The organism is Pseudomonas sp. NPDC088444, assembly GCF_044900175.1.
Lineage (GTDB): Bacteria > Pseudomonadota > Gammaproteobacteria > Pseudomonadales > Pseudomonadaceae > Aquipseudomonas.
Genome location: NZ_JBJDNK010000013.1, coordinates 26,965 through 52,707, shown reverse-complemented (window position 1 = coordinate 52,707; position 25,743 = coordinate 26,965). Strand labels below are relative to the sequence as shown.

General features: G+C 58.3%; 29 protein-coding genes. 14 read left to right on the top strand and 15 right to left on the bottom strand.

The window, feature by feature from the left end:
* Nucleotides 1-942 carry a fatty acid desaturase gene (locus tag ACI2KB_RS23560; RefSeq protein WP_404638499.1) on the bottom strand — a complete coding sequence of 314 codons (942 nt, stop codon included), beginning with the start codon at nt 940-942 and terminating at the stop codon, nt 1-3.
* Nucleotides 943-1,056: 114 nt separating this feature from the next.
* On the opposite strand from ACI2KB_RS23560, the gene ACI2KB_RS23555 reads away from it, so the two are divergent.
* Together ACI2KB_RS23555 and ACI2KB_RS23550 are read left to right on the top strand one after the other, a co-directional pair.
* Nucleotides 1,057-1,455, top strand: a complete 399-nt coding sequence (locus ACI2KB_RS23555) for a GNAT family N-acetyltransferase (RefSeq protein ID WP_404638497.1) — start codon at nt 1,057-1,059, stop codon at nt 1,453-1,455.
* A 97-nt stretch (nt 1,456-1,552) separates the two neighbouring features.
* Nucleotides 1,553-2,386: a class I SAM-dependent methyltransferase gene (locus tag ACI2KB_RS23550; RefSeq protein ID WP_404638495.1), complete on the top strand. Its 834-nt coding sequence runs from the start codon at nt 1,553-1,555 to the stop codon at nt 2,384-2,386.
* Nucleotides 2,387-2,572: 186 nt separating this feature from the next.
* Here the strand turns inward: ACI2KB_RS23550 and def are convergent, their stop codons facing one another.
* From def to ACI2KB_RS23535, 3 genes are all read right to left on the bottom strand, one after another.
* Nucleotides 2,573-3,112, bottom strand: coding sequence for a peptide deformylase (gene def, locus ACI2KB_RS23545; RefSeq protein WP_404638493.1), 540 nt, complete (start codon nt 3,110-3,112; stop codon nt 2,573-2,575).
* A gap of 73 nt (nt 3,113-3,185) precedes the next feature.
* Nucleotides 3,186-4,187: a YihY/virulence factor BrkB family protein gene (locus ACI2KB_RS23540; protein ID WP_404638491.1), complete on the bottom strand. Its 1,002-nt coding sequence runs from the start codon at nt 4,185-4,187 to the stop codon at nt 3,186-3,188.
* 253 nt (nt 4,188-4,440) lie between these two features.
* The gene (locus ACI2KB_RS23535) at nt 4,441-4,632 is read right to left on the bottom strand and encodes a CsbD family protein (protein WP_404638489.1); all 192 of its coding nucleotides are present in this window, start codon (nt 4,630-4,632) and stop codon (nt 4,441-4,443) included.
* Between the two features lie 256 nt (nt 4,633-4,888).
* Between ACI2KB_RS23535 and ACI2KB_RS23530 the strand changes: the two genes are divergently transcribed.
* The gene (locus tag ACI2KB_RS23530; RefSeq protein ID WP_404638487.1) at nt 4,889-5,269 is read left to right on the top strand and encodes a hypothetical protein; all 381 of its coding nucleotides are present in this window, start codon (nt 4,889-4,891) and stop codon (nt 5,267-5,269) included.
* A gap of 178 nt (nt 5,270-5,447) precedes the next feature.
* Here the strand turns inward: ACI2KB_RS23530 and ACI2KB_RS23525 are convergent, their stop codons facing one another.
* Entirely contained in the window at nt 5,448-5,852 is a 405-nt protein-coding gene (locus ACI2KB_RS23525; protein WP_404638485.1) for a DUF2177 family protein, read from the bottom strand.
* 33 nt (nt 5,853-5,885) lie between these two features.
* A complete protein-coding gene (locus tag ACI2KB_RS23520; protein WP_404638483.1) occupies nt 5,886-6,722 on the bottom strand; it encodes a S1 RNA-binding domain-containing protein in 837 nt (278 codons plus the stop codon).
* Between the two features lie 243 nt (nt 6,723-6,965).
* Here ACI2KB_RS23520 and ACI2KB_RS23515 point away from each other — a divergent pair, with 243 nt between their 5' ends.
* From ACI2KB_RS23515 to ACI2KB_RS23505, 3 genes are all read left to right on the top strand, one after another.
* Nucleotides 6,966-7,451, top strand: coding sequence for a hypothetical protein (locus ACI2KB_RS23515; protein ID WP_404638481.1), 486 nt, complete (start codon nt 6,966-6,968; stop codon nt 7,449-7,451).
* Nucleotides 7,452-7,612: 161 nt separating this feature from the next.
* Complete coding sequence (locus ACI2KB_RS23510; RefSeq protein WP_404638479.1) at nt 7,613-8,368, top strand: TorF family putative porin; 756 nt, start codon at nt 7,613-7,615, stop codon at nt 8,366-8,368.
* Between the two features lie 63 nt (nt 8,369-8,431).
* Nucleotides 8,432-9,304 (top strand): DUF6279 family lipoprotein, encoded by an 873-nt coding sequence (locus ACI2KB_RS23505; protein ID WP_404638477.1) that lies wholly within the window; start codon nt 8,432-8,434, stop codon nt 9,302-9,304.
* 216 nt (nt 9,305-9,520) lie between these two features.
* Here ACI2KB_RS23505 and ACI2KB_RS23500 read toward each other — a convergent pair whose 3' ends face one another.
* Nucleotides 9,521-9,928 (bottom strand): transcriptional regulator, encoded by a 408-nt coding sequence (locus ACI2KB_RS23500; protein WP_404638475.1) that lies wholly within the window; start codon nt 9,926-9,928, stop codon nt 9,521-9,523.
* A 262-nt stretch (nt 9,929-10,190) separates the two neighbouring features.
* The gene (locus tag ACI2KB_RS23495) at nt 10,191-11,531 is read right to left on the bottom strand and encodes a DEAD/DEAH box helicase (protein ID WP_404638473.1); all 1,341 of its coding nucleotides are present in this window, start codon (nt 11,529-11,531) and stop codon (nt 10,191-10,193) included.
* 176 nt (nt 11,532-11,707) lie between these two features.
* On the opposite strand from ACI2KB_RS23495, the gene ACI2KB_RS23490 reads away from it, so the two are divergent.
* Genes ACI2KB_RS23490 through ACI2KB_RS23480 form a run of 3 tightly spaced genes read left to right on the top strand, consistent with a single transcriptional unit; the run spans nt 11,708 to nt 13,661 of the window.
* Nucleotides 11,708-12,961, top strand: a complete 1,254-nt coding sequence (locus ACI2KB_RS23490; RefSeq protein ID WP_404638471.1) for a mechanosensitive ion channel family protein — start codon at nt 11,708-11,710, stop codon at nt 12,959-12,961.
* Nucleotides 12,962-13,363 carry a transcriptional regulator gene (locus ACI2KB_RS23485; RefSeq protein ID WP_404638469.1) on the top strand — a complete coding sequence of 134 codons (402 nt, stop codon included), beginning with the start codon at nt 12,962-12,964 and terminating at the stop codon, nt 13,361-13,363.
* Nucleotides 13,350-13,661 (top strand): helix-turn-helix domain-containing protein, encoded by a 312-nt coding sequence (locus tag ACI2KB_RS23480; protein ID WP_404638467.1) that lies wholly within the window; start codon nt 13,350-13,352, stop codon nt 13,659-13,661. Before ACI2KB_RS23485 ends, ACI2KB_RS23480 begins: the two co-directional genes overlap by 14 nt.
* Before the next feature lie 76 nt (nt 13,662-13,737).
* On the opposite strand, the gene ACI2KB_RS23475 is transcribed toward ACI2KB_RS23480, so the two are convergent.
* From ACI2KB_RS23475 to ACI2KB_RS23455, 5 genes are all read right to left on the bottom strand, one after another.
* On the bottom strand, nt 13,738-13,983 hold the full coding sequence (locus ACI2KB_RS23475; RefSeq protein ID WP_404638465.1) for a hypothetical protein: 246 nt from the start codon (nt 13,981-13,983) through the stop codon (nt 13,738-13,740).
* A gap of 234 nt (nt 13,984-14,217) precedes the next feature.
* The gene (locus ACI2KB_RS23470) at nt 14,218-14,451 is read right to left on the bottom strand and encodes a hypothetical protein (RefSeq protein ID WP_404638463.1); all 234 of its coding nucleotides are present in this window, start codon (nt 14,449-14,451) and stop codon (nt 14,218-14,220) included.
* A 174-nt stretch (nt 14,452-14,625) separates the two neighbouring features.
* The gene (locus ACI2KB_RS23465; RefSeq protein WP_404638461.1) at nt 14,626-15,492 is read right to left on the bottom strand and encodes a carboxylate/amino acid/amine transporter; all 867 of its coding nucleotides are present in this window, start codon (nt 15,490-15,492) and stop codon (nt 14,626-14,628) included.
* A gap of 231 nt (nt 15,493-15,723) precedes the next feature.
* On the bottom strand, nt 15,724-16,323 hold the full coding sequence (locus ACI2KB_RS23460) for an FMN-dependent NADH-azoreductase (RefSeq protein ID WP_404638459.1): 600 nt from the start codon (nt 16,321-16,323) through the stop codon (nt 15,724-15,726).
* Nucleotides 16,324-16,485: 162 nt separating this feature from the next.
* Nucleotides 16,486-16,800 carry a 3-phosphoglycerate kinase gene (locus ACI2KB_RS23455; RefSeq protein WP_404638457.1) on the bottom strand — a complete coding sequence of 105 codons (315 nt, stop codon included), beginning with the start codon at nt 16,798-16,800 and terminating at the stop codon, nt 16,486-16,488.
* Nucleotides 16,801-16,849: 49 nt separating this feature from the next.
* On the opposite strand from ACI2KB_RS23455, the gene ACI2KB_RS23450 reads away from it, so the two are divergent.
* The 4 genes from ACI2KB_RS23450 (at nt 16,850) to ACI2KB_RS23435 (ending at nt 21,423) form a co-directional block, all read left to right on the top strand.
* A complete protein-coding gene (locus ACI2KB_RS23450; protein ID WP_404638455.1) occupies nt 16,850-17,776 on the top strand; it encodes a LysR family transcriptional regulator in 927 nt (308 codons plus the stop codon).
* A 23-nt stretch (nt 17,777-17,799) separates the two neighbouring features.
* The gene (locus ACI2KB_RS23445) at nt 17,800-18,582 is read left to right on the top strand and encodes an alpha/beta fold hydrolase (protein ID WP_404638453.1); all 783 of its coding nucleotides are present in this window, start codon (nt 17,800-17,802) and stop codon (nt 18,580-18,582) included.
* A gap of 232 nt (nt 18,583-18,814) precedes the next feature.
* On the top strand, nt 18,815-19,372 hold the full coding sequence (locus ACI2KB_RS23440; RefSeq protein WP_404638451.1) for a peptidylprolyl isomerase: 558 nt from the start codon (nt 18,815-18,817) through the stop codon (nt 19,370-19,372).
* A 191-nt stretch (nt 19,373-19,563) separates the two neighbouring features.
* Nucleotides 19,564-21,423 (top strand): ABC transporter ATP-binding protein, encoded by a 1,860-nt coding sequence (locus tag ACI2KB_RS23435; RefSeq protein ID WP_404638449.1) that lies wholly within the window; start codon nt 19,564-19,566, stop codon nt 21,421-21,423.
* Nucleotides 21,424-21,554: 131 nt separating this feature from the next.
* Here the strand turns inward: ACI2KB_RS23435 and ACI2KB_RS23430 are convergent, their stop codons facing one another.
* Complete coding sequence (locus ACI2KB_RS23430; protein WP_404638447.1) at nt 21,555-22,682, bottom strand: GNAT family N-acetyltransferase; 1,128 nt, start codon at nt 22,680-22,682, stop codon at nt 21,555-21,557.
* A gap of 277 nt (nt 22,683-22,959) precedes the next feature.
* On the opposite strand from ACI2KB_RS23430, the gene ACI2KB_RS23425 reads away from it, so the two are divergent.
* Nucleotides 22,960-24,276 carry a putative porin gene (locus tag ACI2KB_RS23425; RefSeq protein WP_404638445.1) on the top strand — a complete coding sequence of 439 codons (1,317 nt, stop codon included), beginning with the start codon at nt 22,960-22,962 and terminating at the stop codon, nt 24,274-24,276.
* 203 nt (nt 24,277-24,479) lie between these two features.
* Here ACI2KB_RS23425 and ACI2KB_RS23420 read toward each other — a convergent pair whose 3' ends face one another.
* Nucleotides 24,480-25,601 carry a beta-ketoacyl-ACP synthase III gene (locus ACI2KB_RS23420; RefSeq protein WP_404638443.1) on the bottom strand — a complete coding sequence of 374 codons (1,122 nt, stop codon included), beginning with the start codon at nt 25,599-25,601 and terminating at the stop codon, nt 24,480-24,482.
* Between the last annotated feature and the right edge of the window lie 142 nt (nt 25,602-25,743).

Here is a 25,743-nt window from a genome sequence, read left to right as displayed (position 1 = left end):
TTAGACGTGAGGGTGCTGTGGGCTGTCCACAGGGTTGAAGCTGTGACGGCGAAACAGTTCACCATAACCGGCCACTCGAAAACCACCGCTGCGCGCCAGCCACTGCTCCCGACGAGCGTGATACACCGTGGGAATGTGATACCAGGCCAGCCCGGGCAAGTCGTGATGCACCAGATGCAGGTTGAGATTGAGGAACAGCCAGCGCCAGGGCCAGGACGCCTCGTTGATCACCGTGCGTTGGTGCGAATGCTCGGCTGGCCGGTGCTCGTAATAGGAACGCACCATGGAAATCGCCAGCGCAGGCACGCTGACCAGCAGCACGTAATGCAGGCTCGAAAACGCGCTGTAGTGCTCGATGAACGTGAACATCAGCACCAGACACAGCCCATGGGTCGCCCACATCGCCCACGCCTCACGATCGCCGCGAATCAGTCGCACCGACTCACCGGCCAGCAAACTGCTTAACGCCAGCGGCACACCGAACACCAGCCTGCCCGGCGGTGTCTTGTCGAGCCAACGCAAAACACGCATCACGGGGCCGGTCTGCGCCCAACGGGACTGACTCAAGTAACGGCTTTCCGGGTCGAGGCCGGGAACGGTCAGGTCTTCGTCGTGGTGGTGCTGCAAGTGCGTGTCGCGATACAGCGTGTAGGGATACCAGACCGCAAACGGCGCATAGCCCAACAGTTTGTTCAGCGCGGGCCGGCGGGTCGGATGACCGTGCAGCAACTCGTGCTGCAACGACATCCACAATACGGTCAACGGAATCAGCAACGCCGTGGTCGGCCAGACGCCCAGTCGGGGGCTGAGCGATAACAGAACTGGCCAGGCGCCGTACACGCCGGCCAACAGCAGCCAGGTGGGCCATTCCGTACGGCCAGTGAACCGCTCACGCAGACGGACGATGTCTTCGCGTTGGGCGTTGTCGAGGTAATGGGCCATGGCCGCTCCTGCATCGGGCTGATAACCCTATGTGCATTGGCGGCAAAGAACCTTGTAGATCGATTGGTTATGACGGTAGAACGAACACCCGAACGTGAACACGAGCCACCGGTCATGCAGTTTCAGCCTCTCCCGTCGCTTCAGCGCCCGCTGCTGGAGAAGTTCTACAAAACCCATCGCTCGGGCATGCGCGCTCGGGGCGAGGCGCAGATGTGGGTGGCAAAAGATCGGGAGATCGTGGCAGCGCTGTGCCTGACGCCAGTCGAGACAGGCCATTGGTTGACCGGCGTGTTCGTGGCGCCGGATCAGCGGGGACAGGGCATCGGCGTGGCGCTGATCGAGGCCGCAATCGGTGCCATCGATGGCCCGGTCTGGTTGTTCTGTGATCCGGATCTTCGGGTGTTTTATCAGCGCTGTGGTTTTACCGAAGCAGGCGAGTTGCCCCGGGAACTCGCTGATCGCCTGGCCCGCTATCAACAGAGCAAACCCCTGCTGGCGCTGGCGCGTGCTTAGATCCATTTGTGCCAACCACCAAACCAAATGTGCCATCCACGGCTCAAGCTCGCGTGCTAGGGTCGCTCATCACTTTCAGCCGATGAACGGAACACCGATGAAACCGACGCTTCTGGCTTTCTCCCTCACCGCACTTTTTGGATCGGGTCTGGCCGCTGCTGCCACAACGGTCACCCCCTCCTCCACTATCAGCCACGAACAATTTGCCACCGTGCTCAAAGGCGACTGGCGGATGCCGCAAAATGCCGCGCGCGATCAGTACCGCCATCCGGAACAGACGCTGCAATTCTTTGGCGTGCGCACCGATCAGACGGTCATCGAAATCACCCCCGGCAACGGCTGGTACAGCGAGCTGCTGGCCCCGTTGCTCAAGGACAAAGGGCATTACGTCGCGGCCATCGTTGACCCGGCAGAGAGTGCCTACGCGAAGAAGTCCGCCGACAGCCTCAAGCAGAAATACGCAGCGGATCCTGTGCATTACGGCAAGGTGGAGGTCGTCGAATACGCGCCCAAAGCCCCGGTCTTCGGCAAACCTGGTTCGGCCGACACCGTGCTGACCTTCCGCAACGTGCACAACTGGGTCGATGCAGGGAACGAGGCGGCGACGTTCAAGGCGTTCTACACCGTGCTCAAACCGGGGGGCACGCTGGGCGTGGTCGATCACCGAGCCAGGCCAGGCACCACCGCCAAAGACAACGAGAAGAATGGCTACCTGCCCACCGATTACGTCGTGAAACTGGCGCAGGCAGCGGGTTTCAAGCTGGCGGGAGAAAGTGAAGTGAACGCCAATCCGAAAGACACCAAGGACTACCCGGACGGCGTCTGGACCTTGCCTCCGGCATTGGTGAAGGGTGAGCAGGACAAGGCGAAATATCTGGCGATTGGTGAGTCGGATCGCATGACATTGTGGTTTGTGAAGCCCGCGAAATAGGCATCACCCTGTGGGAGCCGCCTCTGGTGCGGGCGGCGTTCCGGCGAAAGCGGTGTGCCGGTTGACGAGGTGGTAGCTGACATACCGCTTTCGTCAGCAAGCCGGCTCCCACAAATTCAGCGTCGAACAAAAAATCTGGATTCGGCGCAATCACTCTCGGAGCCAACTGGGTGGCGAATGCAGCCCTCAATCATCCGCATTCGGGTCCATGTCGGGGAACAGCACTTCGGTGAAGCCAAACCGGCTGAAATCCTTGACCCGTGACGGGTACAAGCGCCCGATCAGGTGATCGCATTCATGCTGCACCACCCGCGCATGAAAACCTCGGGCGACGCGCTGGATCGCCTTGCCATCGGGGTCGAAGCCTTCATAGCGAATGTGCTCGTAACGCTCCACCACCCCGCGCAGGCCGGGCACTGAAAGGCAGCCTTCCCAGCCCTCTTCCAGTGTCGGCTCCAGTGGCGTGATCAACGGGTTGAGCAGGATTGTCTGCGGCACGGCTTCAGCATCCGGATAACGTTCACTGCGCTCGAAACCAAAGATCACCAGTTGCAGGTCGACGCCAATCTGCGGCGCCGCCAGGCCAACGCCGCCGACGCTGCGCATGGTTTCGAACATGTCGTCGATCAGGCTTTTCAGCTCGCCAGAGCCGAACATCCATTCGGGCACAGGTGGCGCGATGCGCAGCAAACGCTCATCACCCATTTTCAGAATTTCACGAATCATGGCAGAACCTTTCGAGAGGGCGAATGCGCCGGACAGAAGCGCATGCTGCCACATTACCGAACAGGAGTGTCGATCAGGACTTGTCGGTTTCAAGGCCCTGCATCGGCTGCTGATAATCGTCGTGGTCATGACTATGGTTGCGTCCGAGTCCGGAAACATGCTGTTTCTCGTACGCCACCTCAGGGTCCGCGTCTTTGCCGCCGTCTCCCTGAACTTTCTCGCCCTTGTCCTTGCCCTCCGCCGACATGTGCTCGATCACCGCATTCATTTCAGCGCCCAGCAGCAATACCGACGCCGAGATGTAGAAATACAGCAACAACACAATGATCGCCCCGATGCTGCCGTACATGGCGTCATAGTTGGCGAAGGTCTTCACATACCAGGCGAAGCCCAACGACGCGAGAATCCACACCACCACCGCCAGCACCGAACCGGGCGAAATGAAACGGAACTCCTGCTCAACATCAGGCATGACGTAATACATCATCGCCACGGAAATCATCAGCAGCAGGATGATCACCGGCCAGCGCAGGACGGTCCACAAGGTGACGATGAACTCTTCCATGCCGATCTGCGCGGCGAGCCAGTTCATGACCACCGGTCCCGTGACCATCAGCGCCGCAGCCGCCAACAGCATCCCGGCAAAGCCCACGGTGTACAGCACCGACAGCGGAATGCGCTTCCACACGGGACGCTCTTCGACCACGTCGTACGCCGCGTTCATCGCGCTCATCATCAGGCGCACACCGGCCGACGCACTCCACAGCGCAATGACGATACCGATCGACAGCAACCCGCCCTTGGATTGCTGCAACTTGTCGATCACCGGGTTGACCTGGTCCAGCGCCACAGGCGGCAAGACGAGTTCCGACTGCAAACGCAGCCAGCTGAAAAAATCGGGAAGGTGCAGAAAACCGATCAGTGCGATCAGGAACAACAGGAACGGGAACAGCGAGAACAGCATCTGATAAGCCAGCGCCGAGGCGTAGGTCGACATCTCGTCGTCGAGAAACTCTTTGACCGTTCTGACCAGCACCGTCGTCAGACGTAACTGGCGCAAATCCGGGAATATCATGGCGTCTCCTTTCGCGACGTAGACGTATCTGAAACACATTCACCTATACGAGCGGGCAAACGCTTTGAAATTCCGTGTGCCCCCTCACAAGCGCGGGGGTTTTACAGAGAGTTAAGCACTTTTGCCATGGCCGGGACGTTTCAGCATGTCTCGGACGGGTCTTGACCAGACACAATAACGGCCATCACAGGATGGCCGCCAATGCTTGCCGACATCATCGTTTCAGGCGTGCAAAACCCGAACGAACAGCCCCTCAGGCCTTATCGACGCCTTTTTTCACGGCATCTTTGGTTTTGCCGACAGCTTGCTGGGCCTCACCTTTCAACTCCTGGGCCTTCCCCTCAGCGCGCAGTTTATCGTTGCCGGTGGCCTTGCCCACGCCTTGCTTGACGTTGCCTACAGCTTCGTTGGCCATGCCTTTGACTTTATCGGTGGTGCTGCTCATGAGAATTCTCCAGTTCAGAAAATAAGGTGTCATCACCTCGACACAGGATTGACCGACCGACGTTTCCAAGAGTTTCAACTATTTTCCGAGCGGTTTTCATGCGTCTGTAACCACACGTTTCGACGACAGGGCTTTATGTTTGCCCGGCAACCCCGGAGAATGCGCGGCCGAGCCAGACCGGGCCTATCCTGCAATCACCCGATGCACACTCAGGCTCACGCAACAGGCTCATGAGCAAGAGCCACACAGGAACCCTATGAAAATCAACAAGCAGCAGGCCATCGCGCGCCGTAACGAGCAACTGGGCGGCGCCGTGCTGGGCACCAACAACACCCATTTCGCCACCCTGGACCACAAGCGCAACATCTGGTGGTTCGACCTGCCGGTGAGCCGCCTGGCGGTCGGTCAATACGAGTGGCTGCACCTGCTGCTGCACAACCCGAGCACCGACGAGTTGATTCACCTGAAGGTGACGACCAAATTCCTGCGTGAGCAAAAAGACGGCGTGGTCATCCGCAACGAAGGCAAGCGCAAGTCCACGGTCAGCCTGGAGCTGTCAGCGGACAAGGATTCGTACCTGAAAGACATGCGCCCCAATGGCGCGAACTTGAGTTTTGCGGGGTTTGTGCAGAAGTAACGCCTGCCCACCCCCTGTGTCCCTGTGGGGGCGAATTCATTCGCGAATCGATGTCCGGCGCAATGCATCTTTGCCGGATGTACCACCGCATCGCGAATGAATTCGCTCCCACAGGAGGTCGGCGTTTGCTGCGCGACGCGTGTGGTCTGAACGACGGCGATCTTCTACAGGGAATCTTCTAAACCCGGAGTTTGCGAACGGCCAGGTAGCCCACCGCCCCCGCCACACCCGACGCAAACGTCCCCCACACCCAATCCACCAGCGCCAGTTGCGACGGCCAGCCCTGCAACGTGGCCCAGTTGGTCAGGTCATACGTGCCGTAAGCCATCACCCCGAGCAATGCGCTGTGTCCCACTGCGTGCCGCCAACTTGCGCGATGAAGGCCGGGCAACACGCCAATCAGCACGATGCCCACGATGTAGATCAGGTAGAAAAGCACGGCCGGAAGGATGACGGGCTGAGCCAGCATCAACGGCCCAAGCCAGGCGCGATAGGTCGGCCCCATCAATACGCCCAGCCAGATGCCGTCGAGCACTGCGAAGGCCACGAGCGTGGCCAGGTATGCGTAGATAAACCGTTTCATGCCGCCCCTCTCGCAAAGGGCAGCGGGTACACGTCAGACCAGCTCGATCCGGTCAGCGTGAATCACGATCTGCCCCTGTTTGTACAAACCGCCAATGGCTTTCTTGAAGTTGCCTTTGCTGACGCCGAACAGGTTGCTGATCACCTCCGGGTCGCTCTTGTCACTGACCGGCAGCACGCCATTGTGTTCACGCAATTTAGCGAGAATCTGGGCACTCAGGCCGGTGGCCAGTTGTTCGCCCACCGGCTGCAGGCTCAGGCTGATCTTGCCGTCGCTGCGCACTTCCTTGATGAATCCCTTTTCCTGTTTGCCCGAACGCAGGAACTTGAACACTTCGTTCTTGTGAATCAGCCCCCAGTGTTTGTTGTTGATGATGGCCTTGAAACCCATTGCGGTTTCTTCCACCACCAACAGGTCCACTTCCTGGCCGACGGTGTAGTTAACCGGCGCTTTGTCCAGATAGCGGTCCAGACGCGTGGTCGCCGTGATGCGGCGGCTGTGTTTATCCAGATAGACGTGCACCACGCAATAGTCACCGGCCTTGAGCGGGCGCTTTTCTTCGGAGTACGGCAGCAGCAAATCCTTGGACAATCCCCAGTCCAGGAAAATACCGATGCTGTTGACCTCAACCACTTTGAGGCTGGCGAACTGACCGACCTGAACCTTGGGTTTTTCAGTCGTGGCGATCAGTTTGTCGTCGCTGTCCAGGTACACGAAAACGTTGACCCAGTCTTCGTCTTCGCTGGACACGTCCTTGGGCACATAACGATTGGGCAGCAGGATTTCGCCGTCCTGCCCGCCGTCCAGATACAAACCGAAGCTCGTATGTTTCACCACTTGCAAACTGTTGTAACGCCCGACTAAAGCCATTTCCAGATACCCTCAATGCGTGGGCGGCATTCTACCCGACTTTGGAGGTAGGTTGCGGACGGGGCAAACGGCCCCAACGTGCTGAATGAACGCGAGTGGAACGATTCCCCGACCCCACGCACAAAAGCTCTGCTTTACTGTCTTTTCATAGCCTGCATCTTGGTGCGCCTGTGCTGCCCATGCTTAAAACGAATCGACAGACCGTACGATGCCTGTTCACTCAACGTCATTGCGGAAACCGATATGAACAAATGGATGTTTTTCGGCGCCCTGCTCTTGCTGGGTCTGGGAGGCTGCGCGAGCCGCGGTTGTGATGTGTCCACGGTGGGCAGCGGTTGCCGGGCAGACTACCTGCTTTACCAGAACGACATGCTTCAGGCGAAATGGATCATCAACGAACGGCGTCAGGACAACTACGAGCTGGCCAGCGCGCTGCTGAACCGCGCAGCCCGCCAGGACAAGACCGGCGAAGCCGAGTTTTATCAGGCCGTCTTGCTGCTGCGCCTGAACGCAGAGAGTGATCAGGTCCACGGCATGCTGGAAGATTCGGCGAACCGTAAATACCCGCTGGCCATCGCGTTGCTGGCTCAGATGTCAGGCTCGGTGGATCAGGAAAAGGCCAGGGCGTATCGCGTGAAATACGACGAACTGGACGTGGCGAAGAGTGGTTACCCGTCGTTTCAACAGGCGCTGATCGTGGTCAACAAGCTGATTTCCCCGAACAACTGATCACGAAGTTCAATTTTTCTGCAACCAATCGACCAACGGTCTGTTCATACCCGCTCACACCGGTATGCTTGCGAGGCTCTAGCTCGCGGTTCCTATCGAGCCGTTCGGCATTTCGATACGACACCTTCGATCCACTCCTCTGAACCTGAAAGGAGTGAAGCATGCCTTATGCTCGCTATTTTTTGCGTGGCGCGCCTCGCTGCACCGGGGCGGCGTTCCTCTGCGCGCTGTTCACGTACCAGACGGCCAATGCTCAAGTCATGGAGCGTGAGCTGGGTGATTTCAGCCTCAAACTCGGCACGACCCCCAGCCGTAGCATGGCTCAGGGGTTGGTCACGCCCAGCACGGGCGATTCGAAGTTTCACGGCGGGCTGGACCTGACCCACGACAGCGGTTTCTACTTCGGCCAGTGGTCCCCCAGCGCAGGTCTCATGCCGGACAGCACGCTGGAGCTCGATTCCTACATGGGTTTCAAGAAGCCTTTCGACCAAACCCTGGGCTATGAATTAGGGGTCATTCGCTACAGCTACCCCAATACCAGCCAGATCGACAGCCATGAGCTGTACGCCGGATTTCGTATCTTCGACAGCCGTATCGGCACGGCTGTCAGTGCAGACGCCGGACGCCAGGACAGCACGCTGTTTCTCGACCTTGGGGCTTTGTCCTGGCTAGGAATGGACCTGCGCATGCAATACGGCAATCATCAGCTCGACACCCCGACCACCATCGATGGCGGCGGCCTGGTCAGCGGCTACAACGACTGGTCCTTCAACATCTCGCGTTCCTGGCTGGGGATGGACATGAACCTGATGTATAGCGGTTCAAGCCTGAGCGGCGCCGATTGCAGCGCCTACAGCGGCCACAACAGCCAGTGTGAAGGTGCTGTGACGCTCAAGCTGGTGCGTTCATTGTTCTGATCGGCTGAACCGGCGTCGCCTGATTGCCTCTATAACTGGGAGACGAACCAGCAAGGAGCTGTCATGCGTACCGTGTTGAAGGCCTGTATTTCGTGGTGGATGTGCTTGGTGTTCGTCGCAGGCTGCAACCAGATTGGTCTGACGTATCGCCATCTGGACCTGATCATCCCATGGTCGCTCAACGACTATCTGGACATGAACGCCACCCAAAAGGACTGGCTCGATGAGCGCCTCAAGGAACATCTGAACTGGCACTGCACCACGCAGATCCCCGGCTATCTGACCTGGCTCGATCGCTTGCAGGGCATGGTTCAAACCAACCAAGTCAACGAAGAACAGCTCCGCGCCCGCACCGCCGAAGCCCGGGAGGCCATCGCCACCGTCTCTCGGGAAATCACGCCCACCGCCGTCGACTTGCTGCGTCAACTCAACGATCAGCAGGTGGGAGAAATGCAAGCGACGTTTGACAAAGACCTGCGCAAACATGAGTCGGACTATGTCGATCAGCCATTGGATCAGCAGATCAAGGAGCGCGCCCAGCGCATGGAAAAACGCTTGAGCCCCTGGATCGGCAAACTGAGTCCCGTGCAGCGGGAACGTGTGATGCAATGGTCAACGTCGCTGGGCGAACAGAATCGTCTGTGGATCGATAACCGGGCGCATTGGCAATCGCTGCTGGTCAGCGCCGTCAAACAGCGGGCCGCGCCGGATTTCGATCAGAAAATCGCGAAGTTGCTGCAGGACCGAGAGACATTCTGGACGCCGGAATACCGGGCAGCGTACGACCGCACCGAACAGGCGGCAATTTCATTGATTGCGGATTTGATGGCGCAAAGCTCGCCTGATCAACGCCAAAATCTGTTGGAGAAAATTGCGGATGTACGGGAGGACTTTACTAATCTGGCGTGCCTGAAAGGCGCCGGGAAAGCGTCGTGAACGCAGTCGTTATGCATCGTCCCTCCCTGTAGCCGGCTTGCTGGCGAACGGCGATGTGTCAGTCGACATCGCATGCGCCGAACAAACGCATTCGCGAACAAGCCGGCTCCCACAGGTTAAGCGTCAAAAAAAGTCTGGATTCGGTGCGATCTTTCTTTGTGAGAGCCAACTGGGTAGCGAATGCAGTTGACCAGACAACACAAAATCTCTCACCCATCAGATAGCACCAGGCGCCACCTGCGCATGGGCCGATATCCGGTCGAACGTATCCGGGTCCAGTGCATCTCCCTCCTCATCCAGCACCTGACGCGGCGGCGCATTGCCGGGAATGCTGCTGTCGATCATTGCCAGCAGGCTCGATCCGCGCGGGGTCAGGACGAAGTTTTCGCCATTGCCGCCCTCGTCTTCGGGCCTCGACTCGATGAACCCGCGCTTGAACAGCAACGCCTCCAGATCGGCCGCCTGCATTTTCAACGCATCCAGATCGCCCGTACTTTCGCCTTCTGCGGCTCTGGCGGCAGCATGTTCTTCAGCATACTTACGCGGCGCAAACGGTTTGCCGGCGCTGTTCTGCACTTCGTGCAGCAGGCGTTCGATCAAATCCCAATCGTATTTGTCAGCCATGTCTGAACCTCCACAACGAGGGTTACCCGTGACGTCCGGCCAGCGGGTTTGGTGCTCTGGAGGTGTGACCGGGGCGGGTTGAGGGCGTTCAGCGGATTCGCTGAGCGGTTGTGGCCGGGGAGAAACAGGAGGGGGATGAAGATCGCGCTGTGGGAGCGAACTCATTCGCGATACGGTTTATCAGACGACACATTTCTATCGACTGAACCGACGTCTCGCGAATAAATTCGCTCCCACAGGGGGGCATCACAGCACTTCAGGCTTACTCAGAAACCGGCGGGCGCACCACACGCTTCTTCAGCGGCGCCATACCGTCCTGGCTCACCAGCGACTCGGCTTTCGGGCGGTTGGTCGACTTGCGTTTGGTCGGTGCCTTGGCGAGCGCTTTTTTCTTGTCGCTCTTGCCGTCGGTTTTTTTCTTCTTGGTGCCCGCTGCCTTGCCGGAAGCCTTGACCTTTTTCGGCCCCGTGTAGCTGCCTTTCACTTCCTTGATGGTGCGACGCTCAAACTTCTGCTTCAGGTAGCGCTCGATGCTCGACATCAGGTTCCAGTCGCCGTGGGTGATCAGCGACACCGCCAGCCCTTCAGCGCCTGCACGACCGGTACGGCCGATGCGGTGAACATAATCGTCACCGGTACGCGGCATGTCGAAGTTGATGACCATGTCCAGACCTTCGACGTCCAGCCCACGGGCCGCCACGTCGGTGGCCACCAGAATCTTCACCGCGCCCTGCTTCAGACGGTCGATCGCCAGTTTGCGGTCTTTCTGGTCCTTTTCGCCGTGGAGTACGAAGGTTTTGTACTCCAGCGCCACCAGACGACCGTAAATGCGGTCCGCCATGGCGCGGGTGTTGGTGAAAATGATCGCCTTCTGATAGGTCTCGTTGGCTAACAGCCAGTGCAGGATCTGCTCTTTGTGCACGTTGTGGTCGGCGGTCACGATCTGCTGACGAACGCCCTCGGCCAGTTCACTGACGTGGTTGACCTGCAAATGCTGCGGATCTTTCAGCACCTTGGCGATCATCTCGCGCAGGCCCGAACCTCCGGTGGTCGCCGAGAACAGCAACGTCTGCTGACGGTTGGCGCATTCATTGGCCAGACGCTCGACGTCTTCGGCAAAGCCCATGTCCAGCATGCGGTCGGCTTCGTCGAGGACCAGCAGTTCGACTTCCTTGAGGTCCAGGTTGCCCGCATTCAGGTGCTCCAGCAGGCGGCCCGGCGTACCGATCAGGATGTCCGGCACCTTGCGCAGCATGGCGGCCTGTACCTTGAAATCTTCGCCGCCCGTGATCAGACCGGCCTTGATGAAGGTGAACTGCGAAAACCGCTCGACTTCCTTGAGGGTCTGCTGGGCCAGCTCACGGGTCGGCAACAGGATGACTGCACGAATGTCGACACGGACTTTGGCCGGGCCAATCAGACGATTGAGCATCGGCAATACAAATGCGGCAGTCTTGCCGCTGCCGGTTTGCGCCGTCACCCGCAGGTCACGCCCCTCCAGCGCCAGCGGAATGGCCGCTGTTTGCACAGGCGTAGGCTCGACGAAATTGAGTTCGGCCACGGCTTTGAGCAGGCGTTCGTGCAGGGCGAATTGGGAGAACACGGGTGTTACCTCGGCGGTGTGCAAAAAAACAGTCGCATAGGTTACCGGTTTAAGCGGCTTTCGCCGAGTTTCTTTAGCTCAACGGGGGCATTTTGTTTCCGGATTTGCCCTTTGCAGCACTGTTGCGCTCATCAATGATTTAATCGCGCCTTTTTTCTGCAGGAGAACTTGCGTCCATGGACACTTCATCACTCTGGCTGCGCATTCAGGCACTCTGGGACGTGCTCGAACACCAGCCCATGCTGCGCACCGGCTTGGGCCTGCTGATGTTGTTGGTCGCAGCGCTCGCATTGGGTCGTCTGATGCGTTTCGTGATTCTGTACGCCATGAAGGCGCTGGGGCGCCAGCCTGCGCTGTTCTGGCTCAACGACTTCCTTCACAACAAGGTTTTTCATCGATTGGCGCAGGTCACGCCGTCGCTGGTCATCCAGTTCGGCCTGAATCTGGTGCCCGACCTCAGCGCCACCACTGCCCATGTGCTGGGCAACATCGCACTGGCGCTCACCATTCTGTTTCTGATGCTGACCGTCGGCGCTCTGCTCAACGCCTTGCTGGATCTCTACGCACGCACTGAACATGCTCGTACCCGCTCGATCAAGGGCTATGTGCAACTGGCGAAGATGATCCTCTACGTGTTCGCCGCGATCATCATCGTCGCCACCCTGATCGACCGTTCTCCGCTGTTGCTGCTGTCGGGACTTGGCGCGATGTCGGCGGTGATTCTATTGGTCTACAAGGACACCCTGCTGTCGTTCGTCGCCAGCGTACAACTGACCAGCAACGACATGCTGCGTGTGGGCGACTGGATCGAAATGCCGCAAGTCGGGGCCGATGGCGACGTGGTGGACATCACCTTACACACCGTCAAAGTGCAGAATTTCGACAAGACGATTGTCTCGATCCCCACCTGGCGCCTGATGTCCGAGTCGTTCAAGAACTGGCGCGGCATGCAGCAGGCGGGTGGTCGTCGCATCAAACGTAGCCTGTTCATCGACGCCAGCGGCGTGCGTTTCGTCGCCGATGCCGAGGAGCAAAAGTTGACCCAAGTGCGCCTGCTCACCGATTACATGGGCCGCAAGAAAGCCGAGCTGAAAGCCTGGAATGAAGCACAAGGCAATGTCGCCGAGTTGTCCGCCAACCGCCGCCGCATCACCAACATCGGCACCTTCCGCGCCTACGCGTTGGCCTACCTGAAGAGCCACCCCGACATTCATTCAGACATGACCTGCATGGTCCGCCAGATGGAAGCCACCGCTCAGGGCGTGCCGCTGGAAATCTACTGCTTCACTCGCACCACCAGTTGGGCGGATTACGAGCGGATTCAGGGGGACATTTTCGATTACCTGCTGGCAGTGCTGCCGGAGTTCGGGTTGAGTTTGTATCAACAGCCGAGCGGGTCGGATATGCGGGTGGGTTTGGGGATGCGGTGAGTGAGGAAGTCTGAGCCAAATCAGCGCGTTCAAAAAAACGAGAAATTGCAAAAGTCTACGTCAAAGACGTACACTCCAAACCTGCTCACTGTCATCGAGTCGCCCTTATTCTCCAAACTCTGGCCCGACTACTGGACGGAATTGGAAAAAGGCGAGTTCATCGCCTACCTCGCCGCTAATCCCGATGCGGGGGCAGTGGTGCCGGGATCCGATGGCTGCCGCAAGATTCGCTGGAACACAGATGGAAGAGGCAAAAGCGGCGCTGTGCGGGTGATCTACACTGCTCAGTTGGCGAACGGAGCTTTGGTTGCGTTGCTCATTTACGGCAAAGGTGCCACTGAAAATATCCCTGCGCATGTGCTGCGCAAGATCGCCAAGGAGTTCAATCATGCCCCTGACTGAAAAAGAACTGATGGAACGCGACGCCAAACGTAATATCGGGGACGAATTGCTGGAAGCCATTCGCGACGTAAAAGCGGGTAGACACGGCGCAGTTCATTCAATCCCTATGACTGAGGCGGCGGAAGCACGGAGCAAGACAGGTCTGTCTCAGCCTCGATTCGCAGAACTGCTAGGGGTGTCAGTGAGAACGCTACAGGAGTGGGAACAAGGTCGCCGAACGCCGTCAGGCGCCGCACGATCATTACTGCATATCGCCGCACTGCGCCCTGACGTGTTTCGGGATGTGCTGGCGGTATGAGTGAGGCAGAAAAAGTTCGATTAACAAAAAGCCCGGCATCCGCCGGGCTTTTGATTTCACTGCCGAGTGTCGGCAATCAGTAGCGCTGGTACTGCGAGCCGAATTCGCTGCGGTTTTCAGCGACGATCACGGTGCTGGTCGACTGGCTGGCGACGGTTTTGGCGCTGGATTTGTCAGCGACTTTGGTGTCGATGGCGGTGGCGTGAATGTAGGTCGGTGCAAGGTAGACAGTCTGGCCGACGCTGATGGTCTGTGGGCTGGCGAAGGCAGATGTGGCCGCCAGAACTGAAAGTGCGAAGCCAAGGACGATTGATTTTTTCATGATGTTCTCTCCGGTAAGTTGGGATGAATCGTTGTGTTGAAGCCAATTTATTCGGACAGACTCACCATTAAAAAGCATCGTTATTCATGCCAAACATCAAGTGAGCTGATAATAGCAACTTCACTATTGACCCAATAGTTTCCGTGAATTCAATAAACACCCGCCCAATAAAAAACCCGGCATCCGCCGGGCTTTTAAAGTGCGTTCAGGTGGAGCTGAACGGTGTAGCTTGACTCAGTAACGCTGATAGCTCGAACCGAACTCTTTGCGGTTTTCAGCGACGATCACAGTGCTGGAAGCCTTGGTATCAAAGGGTTTGACGGCATCTTTGCTGGCCACTTTGCTGTCCAGAACGGTGGTGCTGGAAGCATCTACGATAGCCCGCTGGTAAGTTTTCTCAGGGCTGGCGAAAGCAGAACCTGCTGCCAGGATCGAAAGTGCAAAGCCGAATGCGATGGATTTTTTCATGATCTGAATCTCCGGTAAGTGAATAACTTCTTAAGTTGAGTTTCGCTGTAAGCGGTTTAATTCGTTTCGTTGGGGCCAATGTATTCGGTTGACCCCAACATGAAAAACCACGCATACAGATATCGAACATCAACTCCAATGATGTCGGGCACCGGAGCGTCTAGACCGACACTTTCAAGGATTTGCCAAGCGTTGATGGAGGCCCCGACGACTGATCCACACCGAGGAAACGATCACTAAACCGCCAAAAAACAGCTTCGCCAGGTCCTCGTTCTGCCCCCAGATCAACAGATTGATCAGCAACCCGACTGGCACATGCAGGTTATTCATCACCGCCAAGGTCCCGCCATTGACCAGGCACGCGCCCTTGTTCCACCAATACATGCCCAACGCGGTCGAACACAGGCCCAGAAACAGCAACACGACCCACTGTTGCGGTGCGTCCGGCAAATGCTGCGCGTTGCCAAACAGCAGGAATGCAGGCAACGCCACGGCCAATGCGCCGAGGTAGAAGTAGCCGAAACGTCGATAGTGCGGCAGATCGCTCGGATGGCGCGCCACCAGATGCTTGTACAGCACCTGACCGGCGGCGTAGGTGAAGTTGGCCAGTTGCAGCAGCAGGAAGCCGCCGAGGAAATTGGCATCAACGCGGTCGTAACGAATGATCACGGCGCCCAGCACCGCAACGATGGCGGCCAGCAGGCCCCATGCATTGAAACGACGATTGAAAGCGTCTTCGATCAGCGTCACATGAAGCGGCGTGAGGATGGTGAATAGCAGCACTTCCGGGACCGAGAGCACGCGAAAACTCAAATACAAACAGACGTAGGTCACACCGAATTGCAACGCGCCGATCAACAGCATGCCGCGCATAAAGGTCGGTTCCACCTGACGCCAGCGGGTCAGAGGGATGAACACCAGCCCGGCCAGTACCACGCGAATCAGCACAGCGAAGTAGCTGTCGACGTGCCCTGCCAGATATACGCCGATCAGGCTGAAGGAAAATGCCTGGATCAACGTGACAAACAATAGATAAGCCATAGTCGCCCCTTTTTCGAAGGCCGCGACCTTAGCCGCTTAGCGCCCCGTCCTTCAAGCATCACACCGTTCCTGGAGGAATACCGGCCGGGCAATAAAAAACCCGATCACCCAGCGCTATCATGCGGGTGGATCGGGCGATGTACTCAGGAGCGGTTCGAGTACCAAAGGAGAGTCGATGAACGATGAAGAGCATCCCTCGCAGGCATTAACAGACGATTAAGCGTTACCCCCTCAGGCCACTTGAGCCAGTTTGGCGACGGCTTGGTTCAGGCCCTTCTCGGAGAAGTCACCGCCCATGTTCAGGCCTTCAGCGTGAATGAACGTGACATCGTGAATGCCAACGAAGCCCAGTACCTGACGCAGATACGGTTCCTGATGATCCAGCGTGCTACCGGCATAAATGCCGCCGCGAGCGGTCAAGACGTAGGCGCGCTTGCCGGTCAGCAAACCTTGAGGGCCGGCCTCACCGTACTTGAAGGTCACGCCTGCGCGCAGTACATGATCGAACCAGGACTTGAGCGTGCTCGGAATCGCGAAGTTGTACATGGGCGCTGCCAGGACCACGACGTCTGCGGCGATCAGTTCATCCGTCAGTTCGTTGGAGCGTTCCAGAGCCGCTTGCTCAGTGGCGCTGCGTTGATCCTGAGGCTTCATCCAGCCACCCAGAAGCTCGATATCCAGGTGAGGCACCTGTTTGACGGCCAGGTCGCGGACGGTGATTTCGTCCGCCGGGTGCGCGGCGCGCCATTGACTGATGAACTGCTGAGTCAGTTGACGGGAAACGGAATCTTGCTGACGAGCACTGCTTTCGATGATGAGTACGCGAGACATGGGGTGTGGCCTCCAGCGAATTGAATGGGTGTGTGAATTCGATGGAGTGAAGGTTAGTGGTGATTTATTCGATAAAAAAGCGTAAAAAACTGCTACTAAATATCTAATTATTTGTTTTGTTGGCGAGAGACCTTTAGGCTCTCTCGCCATGGCCGCTGGCGCTTATTGCGGATCGCAAGTCAATTTGATGCGCAATTTGACAATTTCGCGGCTGAATTTGACGGTAACGTTGGCGCTGCTTTTCGGCGCAATCTGCACTCGCCGTGTTTTTGGGGCCTCAGGGCCGTTGCTGAAGACCGCCGAGCACTTGGCCGGAACATCGCCGTAGTTGTTCACCGTGATGTTGCCGATGTCGTAGGCCGTGTCGTGGCTGTTGTAGTCGATTTGCACGCCGTTGATGTGCTTCTCCACATCGATTGGGTAAGCAAAGGCACTCAAGGGCAACATCGTCAGCAGCACACAACAGATTTTTTTCATGCGGCAGTCTCCAATAAAGACTGCCAGCTTAGGACAGAAGGAACGAGAGATGAAAGCGCCCCGCGTGACCCTTGATCAATGGCGCACGCTGCAAGCCGTGGTCGATCATGGCGGCTTTGCCCAGGCGGCCGAAGCCTTGCACCGTTCGCAGTCCTCGGTGAGCTACACCGTGGCCAGAATGCAGGATCAATTGGGCGTGCCGCTGCTGCGCATCGACGGACGCAAGGCGGTGCTGACCGACGCCGGGGAAGTGCTGCTGCGTCGCTCACGACAGTTAGTGAAAAACGCCAGCCAACTGGAAGACCTGGCCCACCACATGGAACAGGGCTGGGAAGCGGAAGTACGACTGGTGGTGGACGCTGCCTACCCCAACGCTCGACTGGTGCGCGCACTGACGGCCTTCATGCCGCAAAGCCGGGGTTGTCGCGTGAGGCTGCGTGAGGAAGTGCTATCCGGTGTCGAAGAGGTGTTGCTCGAAGGCGTGGCAGACCTGGCCATCAGCGGCTTCAACATCCCGGGTTATCTGGGTACCGAGATGAGCAGCGTCGAGTTCGTGGCCGTCGCTCACCCCGATCACGCACTGCATCAGATGCAGCGCGAGTTGACCTTTCAGGATCTGGAAAGCCAATTGCAGGTGGTGATTCGTGACTCCGGGCGCAATCAGCCCCGCGACGTCGGCTGGCTGGGCGCCGAACAACGCTGGACCGTGGGTAGCCTGGCCACAGCCGCAAAGTTCGTCAGCAGCGGGCTGGGTTTCGCCTGGCTGCCTCGGCACATGATCGAACGCGAAATTCGCGAAGGCGTGTTGAAGCCTTTGCCGCTGGATAAAGGTGGCAGCCGCAACCCGACCTTCTATCTTTACGCCAGCAAGGAAAAACCACTTGGGCCTGCCACGCAGATTCTGATCGAGTTGATCCAGAGCTTCGACACCGCGCCGCTGGATGCGCCGTTCGCTGCGCCACAGCCGGTGGTTTGATCTCGACAAAGGACGTATTTCTCATGCCCTACTTCGAACACGACGGCTGCGCTCTGCACTACGAAGAATACGGCCGCGGCGATCCCGTGCTACTGGTTCATGGCCTGGGATCGAGCTGCCGGGACTGGGAATATCAAATCCCGACACTGGCTGCGCACTACCGAGTGATTGCCGTCGATGTCCGGGGCCACGGGCGCTCCGACAAGCCCCGTGAACGCTACAGCATTGCCGGTTTCAGCGCCGATATCGAAGCCCTCCTCGATCATCTGCAACCCGGCCCGGTGCATGTTGTGGGGCTGTCGATGGGCGGGATGATCGGCTTCCAACTGGCGGTCGATCATCCGCAACTGCTGAGAAGCCTGACCATCGTCAATAGCGCCCCCGAGGTGAAAATCAAAGGGTTTGATGATGTGAAGCAATTCGCCAAGCGCTGGCTACTGGCGCGGGTGTTCAGCATGCAAGCCATCGGCAAGGCACTGGGCAAGAACCTGTTCCCCAAGCCCGGACAGGCCGATTTGCGGGAAAAGATTGCCAAGCGTTGGGCACAGAACGAAAAACGTGCGTACCTGGCCAGTTTCAGCGCGATTGTCGGTTGGGGCGTGCAGGAAAAACTCTCGCGCATCCAGTGCCCGACGCTGATCGTGACGGCGGATCGCGATTACACGCCGGTAGCGCTCAAGGAGGCCTATACGCGGCTGATTCCGAATGCCCGGATGGTGGTGATTGCCGACTCGCGGCATGCCACGCCGCTGGATCAGCCAGAGGAATTCAATCGCGTTCTCATGGCATTCCTTTCGACCCGTTGACGCAATCATTGTGGGAGCCGGTTTGCTGGCGAAGGCGTCGGGCCTGAAACATAAATGTTGAATGACATACCCCATTCGCCAGCAAGCCGGCTCCCACAATGATTGCCCACACCAAGGCATCTCCACCCACCTCAAAGATCGCGTCGAACTCACCCACCCCTGTCAAAATCCCCGCAAACGTGCTTCCCTTGCCAACGTTTGCAGTTGAACAATCATTCAGGACCACTGCCCCATGCTGAAAAAAATCGCCCTCTCTGCCGCCGCTGTACTGTTCGCTTCCAACCTGATGGCCGCTCCGGCGCCCCACGTTGTGCTGGACACCAGCTTCGGTCAGGTTGAAATCGAGCTGAACCAGGACAAGGCGCCCGTCAGCACCGCGAACTTCCTCAAGTACGTGGACAGCAACTTCTACTCCAACACCATTTTCCACCGTGTGATTCCGGGCTTCATGGTCCAGGGCGGCGGCTTCACCGCCCAGATGGTGCAGAAGCCAACCAACGACCCGATCAAGAACGAAGCGGACAACGGCCTGCATAACGTGCGCGGGACCATCGCCATGGCACGCACCTCGGATGTGAACTCGGCCACCAGCCAGTTCTTCATCAACGTGGTGGACAACAGCATGCTCGACCACGGTGTTCGCGATTATGGCTACGCGGTGTTCGGCAAGGTCGTCAAAGGCATGGACGTGGTGGATCAGATTGTCAATGTCCAGACTGGTAACGTAAAAGGCATGCAGAACGTGCCGCTGGACCCGATTTACATCAAGTCGGCCAAGCGCGTGAACTAAGCTGTCTGAAGTGCACGAAAGCCGGGCACGCGCCCGGCTTTTTCGTTTATGGGGGACAGATCACATGAAAAAACCTGAGCAATCGGGGCCACCTGTGGTCTGATCCGGGGATGCGCGTAGCATCGTGCAAAGAAGTTCGCACAACAGCCCATCAGCAAGGAGAGCCCGCTCAAGCGTGGGCGTCATAGCCAATGCTCTATCGTCGTTTTGAAAAGCTGATCGACATTTTCCGCGAAGCACCGACCGACGCGCCGCCCAATCAGGTCGTCGCATTTTACGTGTATTACCTCAAGCAAGTCTGGCCGAGTTTTCTCGCCCTGCTGGTGGTCGGCCTGATCGGCGCGCTGATCGAGGTGTCGCTGTTCAGCTACCTGAGCCGCATCATCGACCTGGCGCAAGGCGCGCCGAACCCGAATTTCTTCAGTGATCACGCCTTCGAGCTGACGTGGATGGTGATCGTCGCATTGGTCCTGCGCCCGATTTTCGTCGGCCTGCACGACCTGCTCGTGCACCAGACGATCAGCCCCGGCATGACCAGCCTGATCAACTGGCAGAACCACACCTACGTGCTCAAGCAGAGCGTGAACTTCTTCCAGAGTGACTTCGCCGGACGCATCGCCCAGCGCATCGTGCAGACCGGTAACGCACTGCGCGATTCGGCCGTGCAAACCGTGGACGCCATGTGGCACGTGCTGATTTACTCGATCGGCGCGCTGGTGCTCTTCGCCGAAGCCGACTGGCACCTGATGATCCCGCTGTTGAGCTGGATCGCCGGTTTCGCCCTGGCGCTGTGGTACTTCGTGCCCCGGGTCAAGGCGCGCTCAGTGGTGTCCTCGGATGCACGCTCCAAGCTGATGGGCCGCATCGTCGATGGCTACACCAACATCACCACGCTCAAGCTGTTCGCCCACACCAGTTCCGAACAACAGTACGCCCGCGAGGCGATCAGCGAACAGACCGAGAAGACTCAACTGGCCGGTCGCGTGATCACCGAAATGGACACCGTGATCACCACGCTCAACGGCATCCTGATCGTGTGGACCACGGGGCTGGCGCTGTGGCTGTGGAGTCAGTCGGTCATCTCGGTGGGCGCGATTGCTCTGGCGACCGGTCTGGTGATCCGCATCGTCAACATGTCGGGCTGGATCATGTGGGTGGTCAACGGCATCTTCGAAAACATCGGCATGGTGCAGGACGGCTTGCAGAGCATCTCGCAACCGGTCGGCGTCACCGATCTCGACAACGCGCCGAAGCTGAACGTGAGCCGTGGCGAGGTGAAATTTGAGCACCTGAGTTTCCAGTACGCCAAGAACAAGGGCGTGATTCACAACCTGAATCTGGACATCAAACCGGGTGAGAAGATTGGCCTGATCGGGCCTTCCGGGGCGGGTAAATCGACGCTGGTGAACCTGCTGCTGCGTTTGTACGACGTACAAGGCGGTCGCATCACCATCGACGATCAAGACATCGCCCACGTCGCTCAGGAAAGCCTGCGTTCGCACATCGGCATGATTACCCAAGACACTTCGCTGCTGCATCGCTCGATCCGCGACAACTTGCTGTACGGCAAGCCCAACGCGACGGACGCTGAGTTGTGGGAGGCCATGCGCAAGGCACGGGCCGATGAGTTCATTCCGCTGCTGTCGGACTCCGAAGGCCGCACAGGGCTGGACGCTCACGTGGGCGAGCGTGGGGTGAAGCTGTCGGGCGGTCAACGGCAGCGGATCGCGATCACCCGAGTGCTGCTCAAGGACGCGCCAATCCTGATCATGGACGAGGCGACGTCAGCGCTGGACTCGGAAGTGGAGGCGGCGATTCAGGAAAGCCTGGAAACGCTGATGCAGGGCAAGACCGTCATTGCCATTGCCCACCGGCTCTCGACCATTGCGCGCATGGACCGGCTGATCGTGCTTGAAGGCGGACGTATTGCCGAGAGCGGCACCCATGCCGAGCTGCTGGCGCATAAAGGGCTGTATGCGCGGCTGTGGGCGCATCAGACCGGAGGGTTTGTGGGCGTCGAGGATTTCCCGCTCGCGCCGCAATCGCTGTAACAACGCAGAACCTGTGGGAGTGAGCTTGCTCACGAGAAGGCATTTAAAACGCTAGAGATGTAGCGGATGTACCGGCCTCTCGTGAGCAGGCTCACTCCCACAGTTGTTCCGTGTACAGATGACGCTCGGTTTCACTCCCCCTGCCGATACGGCAGTGCTCTGCGCGCCTCTTCGGCGTAGGCCAGAATCCCCGCCCGCTCCTGCGCCAGAAAATCCGTCACCGCCTCACGCAAGCCAGGGTGCGCCAAGTAGTGCCAAGAGTGGGTGATCACCGGCTCGAAGCCGCGAATCAGCTTGTGTTCACCCTGCGCTCCCGCATCGAAACGCTGAATGCCATGAGCGATGGCGTAATCCAGCCCTTGATAAAAACACGTCTCGAAATGCAGCCGGTCGAACTCGGCCAGGCAGCCCCAGTAACGCCCGTAGAAACTGCCTCCACCGATCAGACTGAAAGCCATCGCCACCGGCCGTGCGCCCTGCCTGGCCAACACCACGCGAATCGCCTCGGGCATGCGCTCGGCCACCAGGCTGAAAAATTCGCGAGTGAGGTACGGCGCCTGCCCGCGTATCTCGTAGGTGTTCGAATAGCAGGCGTAGACGAAATCCCAATGCGCCTCGCTCAGTGCATGACCTTCCAACCATTCGAACTCAAAGCCCTGCCTCGCCACTTGCTCGCGCTCCTTGCGCATTTGTTTGCGCTTGCGAGAACTGAGAGCGTCGAGGAAATCCTGAAAGTCGCGGTAGTTGCGATTTTGCCAGTGATACTGACAGCCGATGCGTTGTAACCAGCCCGGCTGCTCGGCGAGCAACGCGTCAATCACCGGATCGGTGAAATTGACGTGCACGCTTGAGAGCCCCTCTGCCTCGGCATAACCGGGTAGACACGCGATCAGCTCACGCCCCTCTTCCGGGGTCTTCGCCAACAAACGCGGCCCGCTGACCGGGCTGAAGGGCACGGCCACCAGAAGCTTGGGGTAATAGGCAATACCCGCGCGGCGGCAGGCATCGGCCCAGCCGTGATCGAACACGTACTCGCCGTAGGAATGCCATTTTCGGTAGGTCGGCAGCGCCGCGATCAAGCGGTCATTTTCGTAGTGCAGCAGGTGTTCGGCGCGCCAGCCGGAACGTGGCCCGAGGCTGCCGCTGTCTTCCAGCGAGCTAAGGAACGCATGACGCAGGAAAGGCGAATCACTGGGAATCAACGCGTCCCATTCTGCGGCCGCCAGATCCGACAACCTGTCCAAACGATGCAACGACATCGACCTCTCCCCCTACCCGCCAACGTTTGCGCAGTATCACCTATTGAGAACATTTGCACATGAAATTTGCGGGAAAACGCTCTAGCCCGCGGGTTCCGCAAATCATATAGATGTCATCGACATGCCATCACCTAGCCATCTCCCTGTCATAAACGATCGTGATACTGGCGCCTGTTTTTAGAACCCCACGTTCCTAAAACCTGAATTTTTTCCGTCCATCAAACGGTCGGTTGTTCCCTGGATGGCTTTGTCATCCCTCTCATCTACGGAGATTGATATGCGTCTTGCTTCCACGAAAACTGCGGCAGCCCTGTGTGGTGGTTTGCTGCTGGCCGCCAGTGTTCCGGCCAGCGCCGCAGTCGACGCGAAACTGCTCGACATGCTCAAGGCCAACGGTTCGATTTCGCAGGCTCAATACACCGAACTGCAAACCGAACTGGCCAAGGATCAACAGGCTCAAGCACAAGCTCAGAAGGCACAGGCCGACCAGATCGCTGCTGCCACCGCCAAGTCCTCTGAACTGTCGGCGTTCGAACAGAAAGTGGCCTGGGCTGCCAAGACCCAGTTCAAAGGTGACGTTCGCGTTCGTCAGGAAACCGTCAAGATCGACGATCAGAACAACAGCCAGGATAAAAACCGTCAGCGTATCCGTGTCCGCCTGGGCGCCTATACCGACGTGACCCCGCAAGTCAGCACCGGTATCCGTATCGCCACTGGCGGCGATAACAAGGCCAACTCTACCAACGTCGACCAGAACGACTACTTCACCAAGAAAGACCTGTGGCTGGATCAGGGCTACATCGACTTCCACCCGGACGCGGTCAAGAACCTGCACCTGATCGGCGGCAAGATGCCTCAGCCGTGGGTCAGCGAAGGCGACGTCATCTGGGACGCCGACATCAACCCGGAAGGTCTGGCCGCCACTTACAGCCTGCCAGTGAGCAAGGGCTTCGAGCTGTTCGGTAGCGCGGGTACCTACACCCTCAAAGACAACATCAGCGGTGACGGCACCCAGTTCAAGAATGACCTGCGCCTGAACGCTGCTCAGTTGGGTACACGTATCGGTATCGCCGACGCGGCGAAACTGACCGTTGGTGGTTCCGTCTACCAATACTCGAACTCCAACGACTGTAACCCGGCCGCTGCCAGCACCAGCACCACGTTCTGTGGCCTGGGCATCAACGGTAACAACACCAATGACTTCCGCCTGTATGAAGGCTTCGGCCAACTGGACTTCACCGGTCTGGCAGTTCCGCTGGGCCTCTACGGCCAGTACGTGGTCAACAGCGCTACCGACAGCAACCAGGACACTGCATGGTTGGCCGGTGTAAAAACCAAAGTGCTCGGTTTTGGTCTGGACTACAACTACCGCGATACTCAGCGTAACGCAGTGGTGGGCGCGTTCACCGACTCCGACTTCGCCAACGGCACTACCGGTTCGCGCGGCCATAAGCTGAGCGTGACCTATGATGTCGACAAGAACTTCACCCTCGGCGCGACTTACTTCCTGACCAAAGCAGACTTCGCTTACTCCGGCGCACCGCGCGACGAAGACGCGAACACCCTGCAACTGGACGTGAATGCCAAGTTCTAAGGAGCACCGCCCCAAGCTTCACGTTAAAAGCTTCAAGTCCTGAGCGCTCCCTCAGGGCTTGAAGCGACTCTCACAGCCTGGTGTCGCTCTGTCGGATCCCCATCATCCGTTCCGACAGGGCAGCCCAGGCTGTTTTTATTTCCAACACCAAAACAGATTCACACCGAACACAAAACCACTGTAGGAGTGAGGCGTCTGTCGGGTTACTTCTTACGCAAAATCACGCTACCAATCGAATACCCGGCCCCAAACGAGCTGAGCACACCCAACGCGCCGCTGGGCAAATCATCCTGGTACTTGTGAAACGCGATCACCGACCCCGCCGAACTGGTGTTGGCGTAACTGTCGAGAATCACCGGGGCCTCTTCCACAGTCGCATCACGGTCGAGCAACTTTTTCACGATCAGGTGGTTCATGCTGAGGTTGGCCTGATGCAGCCAGAAACGTTTCACATCGCTGGCATTGAGGCTGTTTTCCCCCAAGTGGGTGCCGACCAGCTCAGCCACCATCGGGCAGACTTCGCGGAATACTTTGCGGCCTTCCTGAACGAACAGCTTGTCCGGCTTGCCCTCGCCCTCTTCGGCAGCGCGATTCAGAAAGCCGAAGTTGTTGCGGATGTTGTTGGAGAAGCTGGTCAGAAGCTTGGTGCTTACGATGTCGAACTGGTGCTCGGAGGTCGCCAGATCAGCACGCTCGACGACGACCGCCGTCGCCGCATCGCCAAAAATGAAATGGCTGTCGCGGTCACGGAAGTTCAGATGGGCGGTGCAGATTTCCGGGCTGATCACCAGCAACGCTCGGGCCTGGCCCAGTTTGACGCTGTTGTAAGCCGTCTGAATCCCGAACGTGGCCGACGAGCACGCCACGTTCATGTCGAACCCGAAGCCCTGAACGCCCAGCGCCGCTTGAATCTCGATAGAGATTGCGGGGTACGCACGCTGTAGATTGGAGCAGGCGACGATCACGCCATCGATGTCGGCAGCAGTTTTGCCAGCGCGTTCCAACGCGTGCTTCGCGGCGGCGACACCCATTTCGCACAGAATCGACCACTCGTCGTTCGAGCGTTCCGGCAGGCGAGGCTTCATGCGTTGCGGGTCGAGGATGCCATCCTTGTCCATGACGAAGCGGCTTTTGATGCCGCTGGCCTTTTCGATGAAAGCAGCGCTGGATTCGGTCAACGCCTGAACTTCGCCGGCCTCGATGGCGGCAGCGTTGTCGGCGTTGAACTGCGCGACGTAGGTGTTGAACGAATTCACCAGCTCATCGTTGGAAATGCTGTTGGCCGGGGTGAAAAGCCCTGTGCCACTGATCACGACGTCGTACACGGTCGTTCCTCTCTTTTTGGATGGCAGCAGACAAAACGCCTGCGCAAGCACGGTGCTGGCTGTTTATGGAACGACAGTACCAATGCAACGATAAAAATCCCCCGCTGGCGGGAGACGGGTATTTGTAATGCGTTGCTGTTTT